Origin of the sequence: Brevundimonas sp. UBA7507 (assembly GCF_002478355.1) — a bacterium.
Lineage (GTDB): Bacteria > Pseudomonadota > Alphaproteobacteria > Caulobacterales > Caulobacteraceae > Brevundimonas > Brevundimonas diminuta_D.
This window is the reverse complement of record NZ_DLNP01000014.1, coordinates 36,608-52,348: the sequence shown is the minus strand read 5'-3', so window position 1 is coordinate 52,348 and position 15,741 is coordinate 36,608. Positions and strand designations below refer to the sequence as shown.

Here is a 15,741-nt window from a genome sequence, read left to right as displayed (position 1 = left end):
GCTACTTGAGCGCCTGCGCGAAGCGCCGGGCCGCGTCGGGTCGACCCGCAGGGCGGCGCGAAGCAGCCACAAGGCGCAGCCTTCTGACCGCGGCCCGCTAAGAACCGAGGACGTCCTCGTACTCGGGATGGCGCTTCAGCCAGGCCACGGCGTAGCTGCAATGGGGAATCAGGGTCAGCCCCTCGGCGCGGGCGTGCTCGGCCAGGGCCTGCATGAAACGGCCCGCCGCCCCCGCGCCGCGCAGGGCCGGGTGGGCCTCGACGTGCAGGATGACGCGGGCGCGGCCGCGCACCGCATACTCGGCCCAGACCGGATGCTCGGTCCCGTCCGCGTCGGCGAACATCTGCTGGAAGCGGCGGTCGGCCGCATGGTCTTTAAAGGCGGGCACGGCGGCTCCTCCCGAATGGATCAGTTCAGGCCGGCCGGTCGCTCAGCAGGGCCAGCAGCCCCAGAACGCTTTTCACCGTGAACCAGATCGACACCAGCAGCAAAAGAAGTCCGGAGACCAGGAGAACCGGGAGGCCGATCAAGAAAGGCGACGTGACGAGGCCGATGATGAACAACACCCACAGGACGGCGCTGATCCAGAACACCGACCAGAACAGCCTGATCTGCGCCTCGACGTGCTGGGCCGCCAGCCCTGTCGCCGAACCCCGGTTCACATAGGCCAGCACCAGCCCGACCAGCACCAGCACGTTCGCGCTGGGGATCGACAGGATGTAGAGGATCCACGCCACCACGGCGCCGTCTCGGCCCGCGACCGGCGCGGCGGTGTTCTGATCGCTCATGACGGCGGGCCTTTCAGTAGAAGAGACGACGCGGCTCGGCGATGGGCCGCCCGGTCAGCAGATCCTTCAGCCCCAGAGCGCCGCGCACGATGGTCCAGACCGCCATGACGAACAGGACGAAGACCCCGACGTTGACCAGAATCAGCACTGCGCCGGCGATGATGGCGCACACCGCCGCCAACAGGGTCCGCTGCTGGAAGACGAAGTGGCTGCGCAGCATGGGATCGGCGGGCGCGGCCCGGCGCCACACGCGCAGAAGGCCGATCGCCGCCGCCGCCCCGAAGGTCGGCGCCGCCAGCAGGATCAAGGCGTAACCCGCATAGAGGCCCGCCAGATCGGCCGTGACCTCGCCGCCGCTGTTGCTGCTGTAATCGCCGGACTGGACCATCGGAACCTCTTGTCAGGCTGGGATGATGGCGGGACGGACGATCCCGCGCAACCGGCCTCAGCGGGAATAGGCGACTTCGCAGGCGGCGGCCGCCGCATCGGGAATGGCGCCAGGCTTCTCGACCCGCACGACGACGCTCTGCACGCGGGGATCGGCCAGGCAGGCGACGGCGACGCGCTCGGCGAAGGTCTCGATCAGGGCGATGTGCGGCCCCGCCGCCAGTTCGCGCACGATGCGGGCCACGCCGTCGTAATCCAGCGTATCGGCCAGCCGCTCGACCGGGGCGGCGCCCAGGTCCAATGCGACGTCCACCACCAGGGGCTGCAGCCGCCCATGCTCATGATCGTAGAAGCCGATGGAGGCCTCGACCTTCAGGGCGCGGACCATGACCTTCAGGCCCAGGCGGCGCGGCTCGACGGACGGCAGGGGGGTGACGACGGCGCTCAAGACCAGGTCTCCGACGGCAGAAGATCATTGATGCTGAAATCGGCCCGGTCGCACCAGGCGCCCAGTTCCCAGGCCCGCTCCGCCTCGGTCAGGCCGCGCGTCAGGACGGTGTTGGTCGGCGTCTCCTCGATGGCCAGCTCGGCCAGGCGGAAGGGCAGGCCTTCGGCTTTGAGGATGGCTTCCAGCTTGCGCCACAGGGCGATGACCAGGGCCTCGGTCGTCGGATCGCCGTCCACGGTCAGCACCTGGTTCAGGCGGTGCGGCTCATGCTGCTGGAACCAGGCCAGCAGGGGGTCGGCGCGGTTCAGCTGGAAGGCGTGGTCCAGACTGCGGTCGACGAAGCCGTGCCAGCGCGCCTTCAGCCGCTCGAACGAAGCCGCGTAATTGGCTCCGCCGAAATCGATCTCGGCCGTCGGCTCCAGCGTCACCGTCACGAACTCATTGTGCCCATGCGGCACGGCGCATTTCGACCCCGCATCGGCGATCAGCCGGTGCGCCATCGAGAAGCGGCGAGTGAAACGGACAACGGGCATGAAGGTCTCAGAATGAACGGCGGCAGCTAAGGCGCCAACTTATCGGCAAATAAAGGTCATGTGGCGGCGAACGCCCTCCCTCAGGCGAACTCCAGATCGCGGTCGCGGCGGGTCAGGCCGGCGCCGGCGTCCACCACCAGGTTCTGCCCCGTCAGGCTGGGCGCCGTCAGGATGAAGGTCAGGGCGGCCGCCAGATCCTCGACCGCCACCGGCCGCTTCAACGGCGTGGCCTCAGCCCCGGCCTCATAATCGGCCTCGGGCCAGCCGGCCGAGGGCAGGGTCAGACCCGGCGCGATGCCGCAGACGCGGATGCGCGGCGCCAGGGCCAGCGCCAGGGCTCCGGTCATATGGGCGATGCCCACGCGGCTGACGGTATAGGAGAAGAAGTCGGGGTTCGGCGCCGTGACCTTATAGTCCAGCATATTGACCACCACGCCTTCGTCCCCTTCAGGCAGACGCGCGGCGAAGTCGCGGATCAGGGCCAGGGGCGCCAGGACGTTGACCTCGTGATGGAGGCGCAGATCCGCCTCCAGGAAGGTCTCCAACTGGTCATAAACAAACAGGGAGGCGTTGTTGACCAGCACCCGCAACGGCCCGAAGGCGGCGGCCTGATCCATCAGGGCGGTCCGCGCCCCGGCGTCCGTCAGCTCGGCCTGGACGGCGACGGCGCGCCGCCCCATGGCCTCGATGGCATGGACCACGGCCTGCGCGCCTTGCGCGTCCGAGCGATAGTGGACGACGACGTCATGGCCCGCCTGGGCCGCCGCCTTCGCCAGCACCGCCCCGATCCGGCGCGAGGCGGCCGTGACCAGCGCCACGCCCTTCGAAGGGGCGTCAGCCGACCTCGGCTCAGTCAACCCGGCCGAACTCGAAGTAGTTGAAGGCGGCGACGACGGCGATGAAGGCGAAGATGGTGGCGATGGCCAGCATGATGGGTCTCCTGTTCCGCCCCCGAATAGGGGCAAGCGCGCCCCCGTTCAAGCCATGGCTCAGTCGTCAACGACCATGCCGGGCGGAGGGGGCGTCAAGGTCTGCGGACATTGCGGCTGACTTTCAAAGTGCGCGCGATAGTCGGCGAAGGGGACGGGGAAGGCCATCTCCTCGCGGCGAGCCTCCAAGTCTTCGACACTCTCGATCGGATAGGGCCGCCATTTGCCGTTGTCGCAACGAAACTGCGTCCCATAGCGCTGGGGCCGTCCCTCGGATGTCGCCAAGCGATCAAACATCATGGCGTAGCTCTGACCGTCGATTTCGCCCGTCGCGACCAGCGGCTCCAGTACGGGAAGGAAACGCCGCCACAGACCCTCGTCCGAGTGCTGGATAATGTGGAAAGCAGCCGCAGAGGCTTTGTCGCCATATCGACTTTTCAAAAACCAGCCTTCGGGCGGCGTCATCGCCAGCAGCGCCTGCTGATTTTCCTGGTCCACCGCTTCGATCACTGCTCCCGCAGCTCGAACCGCCGCCATGCGCTCCGTGTCCGGTATGCGCGAGAAATCCAAGCGGGTAATGACCTGCCGTCCCGCCTGATCCAACTCCCCCATCCGCTCCAGGCGCGCCCTGTCGTCAAGCGCCGTCCCAAGGAGGGCGTGCCGCGCGCGCACCTCTTCAATCGCCATGCTCACTGGCGCGATGATTTCCTGCGTCTCAGGCGAAAGCGCCTGAAGTTGAAGCCCCAACATGACCGCCGCCAGCAACATCGTCGCCCCCCGTTCTTCTTCATAGCAGACTACCACAAGCCATGGTGCGCCTTACCATCCGCCATGCCATGCTTGCCGAATGACCACCTGGCGCACTCGCATCGAACCCTTCACCCGGCCGCTGTTCTTCGCTTGGTCGCGGATCAGCCGGGGCATGACGCTGGGCGTGCGCGGCGTCGCGGTCGACGCAGGGGGTTGCGTCCTGCTGGTCAAGCACACCTATCTGGCGGGCTGGTGGCTGCCCGGCGGCGGGGTGGACAAGGGCGAGACGACGCAAGGCGCCGTCATCCGCGAACTGCGCGAGGAGGCCGGACTGATCGTCAGGAGCGAACCGCGCCTGCTGTCGGTTCACTCCAACGAACGCTTCTTTCCCGGGGATCACGTCCTGGTCTTCCGCATCGACGCCTTCGACCTGACCGAGCGGACCAGCCACGGCGAGATCGCCGAGATCGGTTGGTTCCGTCCGGACGCCCTGCCCGAGGACACGACCCGCGCCACCCGCGATCGCCTGGCCGAAATCTTCGGCGGCGCCGCGCCCGATCCGAACTGGTGAGACCATCAATGCAGCTTCCCGTCCTCGCCCTGCTGGCCATGATCCTGGGCGGCGCCGCCACCGCCCTGCAGGGACCGACCAATGCGCGGCTGGCCAGCGCCGTGGGATCGCCGGTCAATGCGGCGCTCGTCTCCTTCTTCGTGGGAACCGTCGCCCTGGCCCTCGTCGCCGTGACGCTGCAGGCGCGGCCGGACGTGCAGGCGATGAAGGCCCTGCCCGCCTGGGCCTGGCTGGGCGGCCTGTACGGCTGCGTCTTCGTGGTGGCCGCCGCCTGGGGCGTGCCCAAGATCGGCGTGGCGCTGACCATCACCCTGATGGTGGCGGGCCAGTTGGCGTTGAGCCTGATCCTCGACCATTTCGGCGTGATGGGCGTGCCGCAGCAGCCGATCAGCCTGACCCGCATCGCCGGGGTGCTGCTGGTGATCGGCGGGGTGCTTCTGGTCCGGCGCGGCTGAGCCTATATCCCGCCTGATGACCGACCCGACGCCCGACATCCCGGGGACGCCCGACTCGCAGGCGAACGCCCTTCCGCTTCAGGCCGCCGAACTGATCGCGGACGAGGCCCGGCGCGCGCCCGACAAGCCCGGCGTCTATCGCATGTACGGCGAGGACGGCGCCTGCCTCTATGTCGGCAAGGCCAAGTCGCTGAAGAAGCGGGTGGTCCAGTATGCGCAAGGGCGTTTCCACACCCAGCGCATCGGCCTGATGGTGTCGCTGACCCGCTCGGTGGAGCTGGTGGTCACGGCGTCCGAGACCGAGGCCCTGCTGCTCGAATCGAACTTCATCAAGAAGCTGAAGCCGCGCTTTAATGTCCTGTTGCGCGACGACAAGTCCTTCGCCGAGCTGATGATCCGCCGCGACCACCGCGCGCCCCAGGTCCGCAAGCATCGCGGCGCCCACACCATTCCCGGCGACTATTTCGGCCCCTTCGCCTCGACCTGGGCGGTCAATCACACGCTGAACACGCTACAGAAAGCCTTCCTGCTGCGCTCCTGTTCGGACAGCGTCTATGAGACGCGCACCCGCCCCTGCATGCTGCACCAGATCAAGCGCTGCTCGGCGCCCTGCACCGGCCTGATCTCGCTCGAAGATTACGGCGATCTGGTCACCGAGGCGGAGCAGTTCCTGCGCGGCAAGTCGCGCGCCGTCATCGGCCGCCTGTCGCAGGAGATGCAGGCGGCGTCGGACGACCTGGACTTCGAGACCGCCGCCCGCGTGCGCGACCGCATCCGCGCCCTGTCGGCCATCGCCATGGAGAGCAGCGTCAACGCCGACGGGGTGGCCGAGGCCGACGTATTCGCCCTGCATTCCGAAGGCGGTCAGGCCTGCGTCCAGGTCTTCTTCTATCGCGCGGGCCAGAACTGGGGCGGACGCGCCTATTTTCCGCGCGTGGACAAGAGCGACAGCGACCCGGAAATCCTCGCCGCCTTCCTGGGCCAGTTCTATGAGGACAAGCCGGTCCCGCGCCTGATCCTGTCCAATGTCCGCCCGCACGAGCTGGAACTGCTGGAGGAAGCCTTCAGCATGAAGGCCGAACACCGGGTCGAGATCGCCCGCCCCCAACGCGGCGGCAAGGCCAGTCTGGTCGACCACGCCCTGACCAACGCCCGCGAGGCGCTGGGCCGCAAGCTGGCCGAGAACTCGGCCCAGTCGAAGATTCTGGACGAGGTGTGCGAGGCCTTCGGTCTGGACGCCCGGCCCGAGCGGATCGAGGTCTATGACAACGCCCATATTCAGGGGACCAACGCCGTTGGCGGCATGATCGTCGCGGGGCCGGAGGGCTTCCGCAAGAACCAGTACCGCAAGTTCAACATCCGGGGCGAAGACCTGACGCCCGGCGACGACTACGGCATGATGCGCGAGGTCATGCGTCGTCGCTTCGGCAAGCTGGTCAAGGACGAGGAGGCCGGAGAGGCGGTCGAACGCCCCGACCTGCTGCTGGTCGACGGCGGGGCGGGCCAGTTGGCCGAGGTGCTGGCCGTCATGGCCGATCTGGGCGTCGACGACATCGCCGTGGTCGGCGTGGCCAAGGGGCCGGACCGCGACGCGGGCAAGGAGCATTTCTTCATGCCCGGCAAGCCGCCCTTCATGCTGCCCCTGAAGAGCCCGGCCCTCTACTACATCCAGCGGCTGCGGGACGAGGCGCACCGCTTCGCCAACGGCGCCCACGCCAAGCGCCGCTCCATGGACATCAAGAAGAACCCGCTAGACGAAATCGAGGGCGTCGGGCCGGGGCGCAAGAAGGCCCTGCTGCACGCCTTCGGCTCGGCCAAGGGGGTCAGCCGCGCCTCGGTCGCCGATCTGGTCAAGGTGGACGGCGTCAATCAGTCGCTGGCCGAGCGCATCCACGGCTTCTTTCACAAGTCGTGAAACACATGCATTTGCGGTTGAGCGACCAACCGTCGCGGGTTTAGGAAGCGCCTCATGACCAACGAATTGACCAAGGGCTATCACCGCTTCCGCCAGAACCGGTGGCCGTCCGAACGCGCCGAATATGAAGCCCTGGCCGCCAACGGTCAGAAGCCGCACACCCTGGTCGTGGCCTGTTCCGACAGCCGCGCCGACCCGGCCCTGATCTTCGACACGGCGCCGGGCGAGCTGTTCGTGGTGCGCAACGTCGCCAACCTGGTCCCGCCCTATGAGCCGGACGGCAAGCTGCACGGCGTCTCGGCGGCGCTGGAGTTCGGCGTCAATGTGCTGAAGGTCAAACACGTTGTCGTCATGGGCCACGCCTCGTGCGGCGGGGTGAACGCCATGATGAACGGCGCCCCTTCCAACTGCCAGGACTTCGTCGCTCCCTGGGTCGCTCAGGGCGTGCCCGCCGTCAGCGCCGCCCTGGAAGGCGTTCCCGCCGACGATCGGGAGACCGTGGCCGAGGAGGCCGTGGTGCGCCTGTCCCTGGACAACCTACGCACCTTCCCCTGGATCGCCGAGAAGGAAGCGGCGGGCGAACTGCGTCTCAGCGGCCTGCACTTCGGCATCGCCGCCGGCATCCTGACCAAGCTGACGAGCGCGAAGCGGTTCGAGCGCCTGGACTGAGACGTTCGGTCCGGCGCGGCGCCCTCGCCTCTGGCCGCGAACCGTGGCACACCCGGCGTGTTGCAACGGAAGACGTCATGGCCCCTGCCTACAAAGCCATCCCCAACATCCTGACCAGCCTGCGGCTGGCGGCCGGGATCGTCATGTTCCTGCTGCTGGCGGGCGCGACCAGTGGCTTCCCCTTCGTCTCGGCCTGGCTGAGCCCCGACGATCAGTTCGCCATGTACCGGACGGGCTTCTGGATCTTCGTCATCGCCGCCTCGACGGACTGGATCGACGGATACCTGGCCCGCCGCTGGAACGCCACCACGCGCTGGGGCGCCATCCTGGACCCAATCGCCGACAAGATCCTGGTCACCGGCGCCGTGCTGGGCGTTCTGACGAGCGGCTCGGTGCAGCAGATCATCATCCCTTGCGGCCTGATCCTGTTCCGCGAGTTCGCAGTCTCGGCGCTGCGTGAAACCATGGCTGGGCGCATCAACCTGCCCGTCACCCTGGCCGCCAAATGGAAGACGACGCTGCAGATGGTGGCGCTGGGCTGCCAGCTGTTCGCCCGTAACTGGGACGGCTGGGGTCTGCCGTTCGACTACCTGCCCGCCTTCCAGCTGTTCTCCGACGCCCTGATCTGGCTGGCCGCCATCGTCACCCTGTGGACCGGCTGGCAGTATTTCAGCGCCGCCCAGAAACAGATGCGCGATCTGTAAGCCCTTCTCCCCTTGTGGGAGAAGGTGGCAGGCGGAGCCTGACGGACGAGGGGTGTCGGCGGCGCGGGTTGAAATTCAGCCTCCGCAGCCTGCACCCTTTTTTCTTGCCGTCGCGCTCACACCCCTCATCCGAGCACCTTCGGCACCCACCTTCTCCCTCAAGGGGAGAAGGACGTCAGAGCGCCTTCTCGAGCACCACGAACTCCAGTTCGCGCGTCTGAGGCAAGCCGAAGCGTTCGTCGTCCAGCGGAAACGGCCGCGTCTCGCCGGTCAGACGATAGCCGCGCCGCTCGTACCATGCGATCAGCTCCCCACGCTGCCGGATGACCGTCATCTCCATACACTTCGCGCCGAAACGGTCGATCGCCTCGGCTTCGGCGGCGGCGATCAGCCAACGACCAAGACCGCCCGCCTGGCGCCGCGGATCAACGGTCAGCAGGCCGAGATAGGCTAGGCCTTCGCCCTGTTTGGCCACCTGGACGCAGCCGGTCAGGACGCCGTCGATCTCGGCCAGCAGCAGCACCCGCGACGCATCGGCCAGGATGTCGCGCAGCTCCGCCTCATCCGTGCGCTGGCCGCCCAGAAGATCGGCTTCATGGGTCCAGCCCGCCTTGGCGCTGTCGCCGCGATAGGCGCTCTCGATCAGACGGTGCAGCGCCGGAACATCGTCCGGCGCGGCGGGACGGAAGGTCGCTTCGCTCACTGGACGCCCAGTTCGCTGAGCAGGTGATCCATGTCGTAGACGTCGCGCAGGGCCGTGGTCACGGCCTGGGTGGTGACGATGACGCTGCGGTTGACGTTGCGGTCATAGCCGTAGGCGTTGCGCTGGGTCAGGACAGTGGAGTCGAAGTTTGCGCCGATGATCTCGCCCTTGGCGTTGACGGCGGGCGAACCCGACGAGCCGCCGATGGTGTCGGACGAGACGGCCATGTTCATCACCGCATTGAGGTCGATTCGGTCCTTGGCGGCCAGCAGCTTGGGCGCGACGTTGAAAGGCTCGGCGCCCGTCGCCCGGTCCCACAGGCCCGCGAAGGTGGTGAAGGCAGGGATGCGCTGGCCCGGAACATCCGTGCCCTCGACCCGGCCGTAGGTCAGGCGCAGCGTGCCGGTGGCGTCCGGATAGACCGCGTCGCCGAAGACGGCGAAGCGGGCGGCGGCCAGTTGCGCGGAGGCGCGATCGGTCGGGGCCTTGACCTTGTCATCCCACTCGGTGCGGACGGCGCGGGCGTCGGCGTCAATGGCCAGGACATACTGGATCAGCGGATCGGTCGAGGCCTGGACGGCGGGCAGACCGCCTTCCCACAGAGCGCGGCGCACGGCGGGATCGGCCAGCCTGGTGCCCTCGATCAAACGCGCGGACAGGGCCTCGGGGCTTTCCTTGCCCAGCAGGGTGCGGACGTATGGGCTGTCGACGGTCAGCCATTCGCGGGTCTTGGACAGCCACCACTCCAGACGGATCTGCTCCAGTTCCGGATAGGTCGGGCGCTCGGCGAACAGGCTGGACTGCACGCCCGGCAGACGGCTGTCGGCGAACTCGGGCAGGCGCTGGTCCGACGGCTTGGCGCGTTCCTGGGCCCCGCGCACGATGGCCCGCGCCCAGTTGAACAGCGGCGAGCCGCCCGCGACCGAGGTCGTGCCCATGCCGGTGCCGCCTTCCAGCAGGGCCATCGGGGCATAGAGCTCGCGCGCAATCGGTTGCACCTCGGCCAGGGCGGCCCAGGGATCGCCGACTTCGGCCGACAGGGCTTCATTCTCGGCGACGCGGCGATGGAAGACGGTCTCCTGACCGGCCAACTGGTCCATGAAGGCCGGGTCGATCAGGGCGGCCATGCGCCCGCGTCCGCGCTTGTAGGTGTTCTCGACGCCGACGATCGGGTCCATGGCGATGAAGGCCTGTTCCTCGCCCTCTTCCGAATAGCGGATCAGACGGCCGCGCAGCTCCGACGCGATCAGCTGATCCAGCGGCAGCACCACGTCGCGGATGGTCATCAGCTGGGCCTGCGTCAGCAGGCGCTGGGTCGAGCCGGGGTTGCCGGTGACGAAGACGGGCTCGCCCTCGGTCGGCTTGTTCGGGTTCCAGGTGAAGTGGGTCGGCGTCGCGGCGGGCTTGCCGTCTTCATACAGACGGATGAAGGCCGCATCGATGGCGAAGCGCGGGAAGGAGAAGTTGTCCAGGTCGCCGCCGAAGGTCGCGGCGCGGTCTTCCGGCGCCCAGGCGAGGCGCACGTCGGAGTATTTGCGGAACTTGTAGAGCTTGAACTGACCCCCGCGATACAGGCTGACGACCTGGCAACGGATCTTGGGGTCGTTCCCGCAGGCTTCGGTTTCGATGCGGCCCGCCTCGGCCTCACGCGCCTGAGTATAGGCCTGGCCGTCCAGGCCCTCGCCGGCCTTCTGCACACGCGCGGTGACGTCGGTGATGTCGGTCAGGATCTCGGCCGAGCCGCCGGGGCAATTCAGCTCCTCCTCGCGGCTCTTGGGCGTGAAGCCGGTCTCGGCGTATTGCAGCTGAGGCGTGGACAGGTTCGCGACGCAGGTGGCGACGCAGTGGTTGTTGGTCATCACCAGCCCCTCGGCCGAGATGACGCCCGCCGAGCAGCCGCCGAACTTCACCGAGGACTGGCGGACGCGGTCCAGCCAGGCCTGGTCGATGCTGGTGCCCAGCGTCTGATTGGCGCGGGCGATCGGGAAGTTGTCATAGGTCCACATGCCCTCCTCAGCCTGGGCCGACGAAGCGGCGGCGAAGGCCAGGACGGCGGCCGAGGCGAAAAGCGAAAGGGTGTGAGCAGGGCGCATGAAGTATCCTCGGCGTCGCCGCCTCGACCGTCGTCGAGGCCCAGGTTGCGGCTTCTGGAAGCCAGAGCCGCCTTGCGGTCAGTCTGAACAGAACCTGGAGTGAAACCGCAACCCCTGCCGGGCGCATTCACAGGGCGCGTTCGCAAGTCTAGATTCAGCGAATGGCGAAACGAGACAGGGTTGAGGCGATGGCTGACGACTTCCCCCAGGGCGTGGCGCATCTGGTCCCGGACGACATGCGGGCGCGGCTGTCCTTCGATCCCGCAAGCCTGGAGCTGTGGCGAAGCCTGACTCCGCTGGGCCGCAATGAGTTCATCTGCTGGGTCGAAGACGCCAAACAGGCCGCCACCCGTCAGAAACGGATCGAGCGTGCGGTCGAGGAACTGCACGAAGGCAAGCGCCGACCCTGCTGCTGGGCGGGCTGCATCCACCGCACCGACAAGGCGCCCAGCCGCTGGCAGCAGGCCGTACTCATCGAGAAGAAGGGCAAGCCGCAGTAGTCCTGAGCGGACAAAGAAAAAGGGGCGCCCGAAGACGCCCCTCAAATCTCGGACCTGAATCCGACAGGCTTAGCGACGCACGCCCAGTTCGCGCAGCAGGCGCGGCTGGTTGTAGACGGTGCGCAGGGCCTCGGTGACGGCGGCGGTCGAGACCGACACTGTGCGATTCAGTTCGCCGTCGTAGCCGAACGAGCCGCCCAGCGAGTGGATGTTGCCGTCGAAGGCGGCGCCGATCACTTCACCCTTGGCGTTAATCACCGGCGAGCCGGAGTTGCCGCCGATGATGTCGTTGGTCGAGACGAAGTCGTAAACGACGTCCTTGTTGATCCGGTCCTGCGCCGCGACGAAACGCTCGGAGGCGTTGAACGGCTCGGCGCCGGTGGCGCGCTCGTACAGACCACCCATGTAGGTGAAGGACGGCACGGTCACGCCGCGATAGGTCCAGCCCTTCACCTGACCGTAGGACAGGCGCAAGGAGAAGGTCGCGTCGGGGTACAGGTTGTCGCCATAGACGGCGAAGCGGGCCTGGGCGACCTTTTCTGCGGCGCGGGCGGTCGGAGCGTTGACGCCCGCGTCCCACTGGGTGCGAACGGCTTGCGCCGCATCGTCGTTGGCCAGGACGAAGGCGATCATCGGGTCGCCCGAAGCGGCCAGCTGCTCCGGCGTCATGGCCAGGGCCTCGGTGCGGAAGGCCGGGTCGATCAGGCGGCTCTGCACCAGGCGGGCGGCGATGACTTCGGGGCTTTCGGCGCCCAGCATGGCCTTCACGTCGGCGCTGTCGACCGTCAGATACTCGCGGGTCTTCAGCATCCAGTGCGACAGCTGGATCTCCTCGACGCCCAGCGGGATCGGCGCTTCCGAGGCCAGGCGACGGCCCAGGGCGGCGATGTCGCTGTCGGCGTAGCCGGCGCGGCGCTCAGCTGCGGGCTTGGCGCGCTCCTTCGACGCGCGGACGATCGACCGGGCGTAGGAATACAGGGTCGAGCCGCCGCCGGCGTTCGCCTCAAGCTGGCGATAGGGCAGGTAGAGGTCGCGGGCCGTGACCTGCACCTTCTCCAGATCGCCCCACGGGTCGCCGATGCGCTCGGCCACGGCCGGGTCGGCGGCGACGCGTTGACGCAGTTCAGCCTCTTCCTGGCGCTTCTTGCCCATGAAAGTCGGGTCCGTCAGGGCGCCCTGCTGGCCGTAGTAGACCTTGAAGCTGTTCTCCAGACCGAAGATGGGGTCGAGGGCGACGCGCTTCTCTTCCTCGCCGGTCGTCGAATATTCGACCAGACGGCCGCGCAGTTCGGCGCTCTGGATCAGGGTGATCGGGATCTGCTGGTCGCGCAGACGCTCCAACTGGCTGATCGTCAGCAGGCGCGAGGTCGAACCGGGGTTGCCGGCCACGAAGGTGACTTCGCCGTCGACCGGGGCGTTGGGGTTCCACTTCAGGTGGTTCGGCGAGGCGACCGGCTTGCCGTCCTCATAGGCGCGCAGGAAGGCGGCATCGAGGGCGTAGCGCGGGAAGTTGAAGTTGTCGGGGTCGCCGCCGAAGAAGGCCGCCTGGAACTCCGGCGCGAAGGCCAGGCGCACGTCTTCGTACTTGCGGAACTTATAGAGGGCGTATTTGCCGCCGCGATAGAAGCTGATGACCTGGCAGGTCAGCTTGCGGTCGTCGCCGCAGGCTTCCTTCTGGATGGCGTCGATCTCGGCCGAGCGGGCGGCGACGAAGGCCGCGCCTTCTAGGCCCGAACCGGCGCCCAGGACTCGCTCGGTCACGTCGGTGATGTCGGTCAAGACTTCGGCCGTCTGGCCGGGGCAGATCTTCTCTTCCTCGCGCGTAGCGGGCATCCAGCCGTTCTTGACGTAGTCGTTCTGGGCCGTCGACAGATCCTGGACGCAGGAGATGACGCAGTGGTGGTTGGTCAGGATCAGGCCTTCGCCCGACACGAACGACGCCGAGCAGCCCTGCAGGCGCACCGCCGCGTTCCGCACGCGATCCAGCCACGACTGGTCGATGCGCGTGCCGTATTTGTCGTTCACCGTCTGGATGGGGAAGTTGTCGAAGGTCCACATGCCCTCGTCGGCGCGAGCAGCCGAAGCGGGGGCGTTGACCACCACGACGGCCATGCCGAGGGCGGCCAGGGAAGCCGTGAACGAAAGAGTGCGGCGAAGCGACATAGGCGTCTCCGAATAGGCGGGACACCACGCCACGCCTTGCTGTTGCGCGTCACTAGCCTTGCCGGGGGCGCTTCCTCAAGCCCCGTAACAAATCCGGCCGAGCCAGCCTTACCCCGATTTAACTTGGCCCAGGGCCGAGGCGCGGTCAGATAACAGCGCAAGTCAGGGGAATGAATACGCGTCATGTCGCTCGCGCTATCCACGCTGCTCTTCGAGTGGCGCCGCTATATGGCCGCCGTCATGGCGCTGGCCCTTTCGGGTCTGCTCGTGCTGGCCATGACCGGTGTCTTCATCGGCATCGGCAAGGGCTTCACCGCCCAGATCGAACGTTCCGGTGCGGACATCATGATCCTTCAACCGGGCGCCAAGAGCTTGATCAACGGGCCGTCGGGCGTGCCGCGTCGCTTCATCCCCTTGGCCTACAACCATCCCGAGGTGGTCGAGGTTCAGCCCCTGGACGGCGCCGGCGGCACCTTCCAGTCGGTCAATGAAGTCGACCCCACCCGCAGCCAGGCCGACAACGCCAAGCAGGGCGCTCCGCGTCTGAAATTCGTCCAGTCCAGCATCATCGACACCACGCCCGGCTCGGTCACCATTCCGACCGACTATTCACGCGAACTGGTCGACGCCCTGCGCCAGCCTTACACCGTCGCGGTCGATGAAACGGCGCTGACGACCCTGGGCGTCAAGCTGGGCGACAAGGCCCTGTACAACGGTCAGACCGTCACGGTCGTCGGCGTCACCCGCGGCTATCCCAACATGATGCAGCCCGGCGTGGTCATGTCGCGCGACACCCTGCGCATGCTGGGTCAGGCCGACACCGGCCCGCGCGTCGGCCCCCTGATGATCAAGATCAAGGATCCTGCCCGCGCCGCGATCGTGGTCGCCCAGCTGAACACCATGGGCAACGGCCAGTGGAAGGCCTGGACCCGTCAGGATCTGGCCGACGCCAACGCCGGCGCCATGTTCGAAGAAGGCATCCTGGTCATCATCATCGGCGGCTGCGTGGTGCTGGGCGTCATCATCGGCGTGGCCATCACCTGGCAGACCCTGCGCGGCGCCATCATGGCCAACATCAAGGAGTTCGCCTCGCTGCGCGCCCTGGGCGTGGGCATGGGATCTTTGCGCCGCATCGTCATGGAGCTGAGCTTCTGGGTCGGCGTGGTCGGCGTGGCCGCCGCCATCGGCCTGACCTGGCTGCTGTCCCTGTTCGCCATGTCCAAGGCGGTCATCATCGCCCTGCCCCTGCCGCTGCTGATCGTGGTGGGCGGCGGTCTGATCGCCATCGCCATGCTCTCGGGCTTCCTGTCCATGGGCATCCTGAAGAAAAGCCAGCCTGCGGACCTGCTGCGATGAACACTATGGCTTTTGGACACACGAAAGTTCACGGCAAGCATGGCGAGTTCGCCATCGAGGCCAAGGGGCTGATCAAGCGGTTCAAGTCCGGCAAGAACTACGTCGAAGTTCTGAAGGGCGTGGACTTCGACGCACGCCACGGCGACCTGACCATGGTCATGGGGCCGTCCGGTTCAGGCAAGTCGACGCTGATCGCCGCCCTGTCCGGCCTGCTGCGCCCCGAGGAAGGCCGCGTCGACGCCCTGGACGTGGACGACATGTGGAAGCTGTCGTCCGGCCGGATCGACAAGTTCCGTCTGGATCACTGCGGCTTCATCTTCCAGGGCTTCAACCTCTTCCCCTCGCTCAGCGCCCTGCAGCAGGTGACGACGGTGCTGAAGTTCCAAGGCCTGACGTCCGATCAGGCGAGGAAGCGCGCGACCCTGGCGCTGGAGGAGGTCGGCCTCGGCCATCGCCTGCACCAGCGTCCGGCCGCCCTGTCCGGCGGCGAGAAGCAGCGCGTCGCCATCGCCCGCGCCCTGGCCAAGGATCCTCAGATCCTGTTCGCCGACGAGCCGACCTCGGCCCTGGACGGCGAGAACGGCCAGGTCGTGATCCGCCTGTTGCGACGGGCGGCGACCGAGCACGGCGCCGCCGTCATCTGCGTGACCCACGACCCGCGCCTCGAGGCCTGGGCCGACCGGGTCATCCACATCGAAGACGGCGTGATCATCGACGATCAGCGCCGCACCCCCAATCCCGACGCCGTTCTGGCCTCGCACTGACACCGATCCTCTG

General features: G+C 67.4%; 19 protein-coding genes. 8 read left to right on the top strand and 11 right to left on the bottom strand.

What is annotated here, in order from left to right:
* Positions 1-97: 97 nt before the first annotated feature.
* From B3D50_RS10890 to B3D50_RS10855, 8 genes are all read right to left on the bottom strand, one after another.
* The gene (locus tag B3D50_RS10890) at positions 98-388 is read right to left on the bottom strand and encodes a GNAT family N-acetyltransferase (protein ID WP_003166106.1); all 291 of its coding nucleotides are present in this window, start codon (positions 386-388) and stop codon (positions 98-100) included.
* A gap of 25 nt (positions 389-413) precedes the next feature.
* Positions 414-788 (bottom strand): hypothetical protein, encoded by a 375-nt coding sequence (locus B3D50_RS10885; RefSeq protein ID WP_286951206.1) that lies wholly within the window; start codon positions 786-788, stop codon positions 414-416.
* Positions 789-801: 13 nt separating this feature from the next.
* Positions 802-1,176 (bottom strand): serine/threonine protein kinase, encoded by a 375-nt coding sequence (locus B3D50_RS10880; protein ID WP_286951204.1) that lies wholly within the window; start codon positions 1,174-1,176, stop codon positions 802-804.
* A gap of 57 nt (positions 1,177-1,233) precedes the next feature.
* On the bottom strand, positions 1,234-1,623 hold the full coding sequence (gene folB, locus B3D50_RS10875; RefSeq protein WP_286951203.1) for a dihydroneopterin aldolase: 390 nt from the start codon (positions 1,621-1,623) through the stop codon (positions 1,234-1,236).
* The gene (locus B3D50_RS10870) at positions 1,620-2,156 is read right to left on the bottom strand and encodes a 6-pyruvoyl trahydropterin synthase family protein (protein ID WP_286951201.1); all 537 of its coding nucleotides are present in this window, start codon (positions 2,154-2,156) and stop codon (positions 1,620-1,622) included. The genes folB and B3D50_RS10870 overlap by 4 nt, the downstream gene beginning before the upstream one ends.
* 80 nt (positions 2,157-2,236) lie before the next feature.
* A complete protein-coding gene (locus B3D50_RS10865) occupies positions 2,237-2,974 on the bottom strand; it encodes an SDR family oxidoreductase (protein WP_286951199.1) in 738 nt (245 codons plus the stop codon).
* Between the two features lie 31 nt (positions 2,975-3,005).
* Positions 3,006-3,137, bottom strand: coding sequence for a hypothetical protein (locus B3D50_RS10860; RefSeq protein WP_286951197.1), 132 nt, complete (start codon positions 3,135-3,137; stop codon positions 3,006-3,008).
* An 8-nt stretch (positions 3,138-3,145) separates the two neighbouring features.
* On the bottom strand, positions 3,146-3,853 hold the full coding sequence (locus B3D50_RS10855; RefSeq protein ID WP_286951195.1) for a DUF6624 domain-containing protein: 708 nt from the start codon (positions 3,851-3,853) through the stop codon (positions 3,146-3,148).
* A 79-nt stretch (positions 3,854-3,932) separates the two neighbouring features.
* Between B3D50_RS10855 and B3D50_RS10850 the strand changes: the two genes are divergently transcribed.
* The 5 genes from B3D50_RS10850 (at position 3,933) to pgsA (ending at position 8,149) form a co-directional block, all read left to right on the top strand.
* Positions 3,933-4,406, top strand: coding sequence for an NUDIX domain-containing protein (locus tag B3D50_RS10850; protein ID WP_286951193.1), 474 nt, complete (start codon positions 3,933-3,935; stop codon positions 4,404-4,406).
* An 8-nt stretch (positions 4,407-4,414) separates the two neighbouring features.
* Positions 4,415-4,861 (top strand): DMT family transporter, encoded by a 447-nt coding sequence (locus tag B3D50_RS10845; RefSeq protein WP_003166115.1) that lies wholly within the window; start codon positions 4,415-4,417, stop codon positions 4,859-4,861.
* Between the two features lie 16 nt (positions 4,862-4,877).
* Positions 4,878-6,776, top strand: coding sequence for an excinuclease ABC subunit UvrC (uvrC, locus tag B3D50_RS10840; protein ID WP_286951191.1), 1,899 nt, complete (start codon positions 4,878-4,880; stop codon positions 6,774-6,776).
* A gap of 54 nt (positions 6,777-6,830) precedes the next feature.
* Complete coding sequence (locus B3D50_RS10835; protein WP_269298723.1) at positions 6,831-7,445, top strand: carbonic anhydrase; 615 nt, start codon at positions 6,831-6,833, stop codon at positions 7,443-7,445.
* Between the two features lie 77 nt (positions 7,446-7,522).
* The gene (gene pgsA, locus B3D50_RS10830; protein WP_003166118.1) at positions 7,523-8,149 is read left to right on the top strand and encodes a CDP-diacylglycerol--glycerol-3-phosphate 3-phosphatidyltransferase; all 627 of its coding nucleotides are present in this window, start codon (positions 7,523-7,525) and stop codon (positions 8,147-8,149) included.
* 175 nt (positions 8,150-8,324) lie between these two features.
* On the opposite strand, the gene B3D50_RS10825 is transcribed toward pgsA, so the two are convergent.
* A complete protein-coding gene (locus B3D50_RS10825) occupies positions 8,325-8,852 on the bottom strand; it encodes a GNAT family N-acetyltransferase (protein ID WP_286951185.1) in 528 nt (175 codons plus the stop codon).
* On the bottom strand, positions 8,849-10,945 hold the full coding sequence (locus B3D50_RS10820; RefSeq protein WP_286951183.1) for a S46 family peptidase: 2,097 nt from the start codon (positions 10,943-10,945) through the stop codon (positions 8,849-8,851). Before B3D50_RS10820 ends, B3D50_RS10825 begins: the two co-directional genes overlap by 4 nt.
* Positions 10,946-11,133: 188 nt before the next feature.
* Between B3D50_RS10820 and B3D50_RS10815 the strand changes: the two genes are divergently transcribed.
* Positions 11,134-11,445 carry a YdeI/OmpD-associated family protein gene (locus tag B3D50_RS10815; RefSeq protein ID WP_286951182.1) on the top strand — a complete coding sequence of 104 codons (312 nt, stop codon included), beginning with the start codon at positions 11,134-11,136 and terminating at the stop codon, positions 11,443-11,445.
* Between the two features lie 69 nt (positions 11,446-11,514).
* Here B3D50_RS10815 and B3D50_RS10810 read toward each other — a convergent pair whose 3' ends face one another.
* Positions 11,515-13,608 (bottom strand): S46 family peptidase, encoded by a 2,094-nt coding sequence (locus B3D50_RS10810; RefSeq protein WP_286951181.1) that lies wholly within the window; start codon positions 13,606-13,608, stop codon positions 11,515-11,517.
* 183 nt (positions 13,609-13,791) lie between these two features.
* On the opposite strand from B3D50_RS10810, the gene B3D50_RS10805 reads away from it, so the two are divergent.
* Both B3D50_RS10805 and B3D50_RS10800 read left to right on the top strand, forming a co-directional pair.
* Positions 13,792-14,964 (top strand): ABC transporter permease, encoded by a 1,173-nt coding sequence (locus tag B3D50_RS10805; protein ID WP_269298712.1) that lies wholly within the window; start codon positions 13,792-13,794, stop codon positions 14,962-14,964.
* A 5-nt stretch (positions 14,965-14,969) separates the two neighbouring features.
* Positions 14,970-15,728: an ABC transporter ATP-binding protein gene (locus B3D50_RS10800; protein ID WP_003166124.1), complete on the top strand. Its 759-nt coding sequence runs from the start codon at positions 14,970-14,972 to the stop codon at positions 15,726-15,728.
* Positions 15,729-15,741 lie beyond the last annotated feature (13 nt).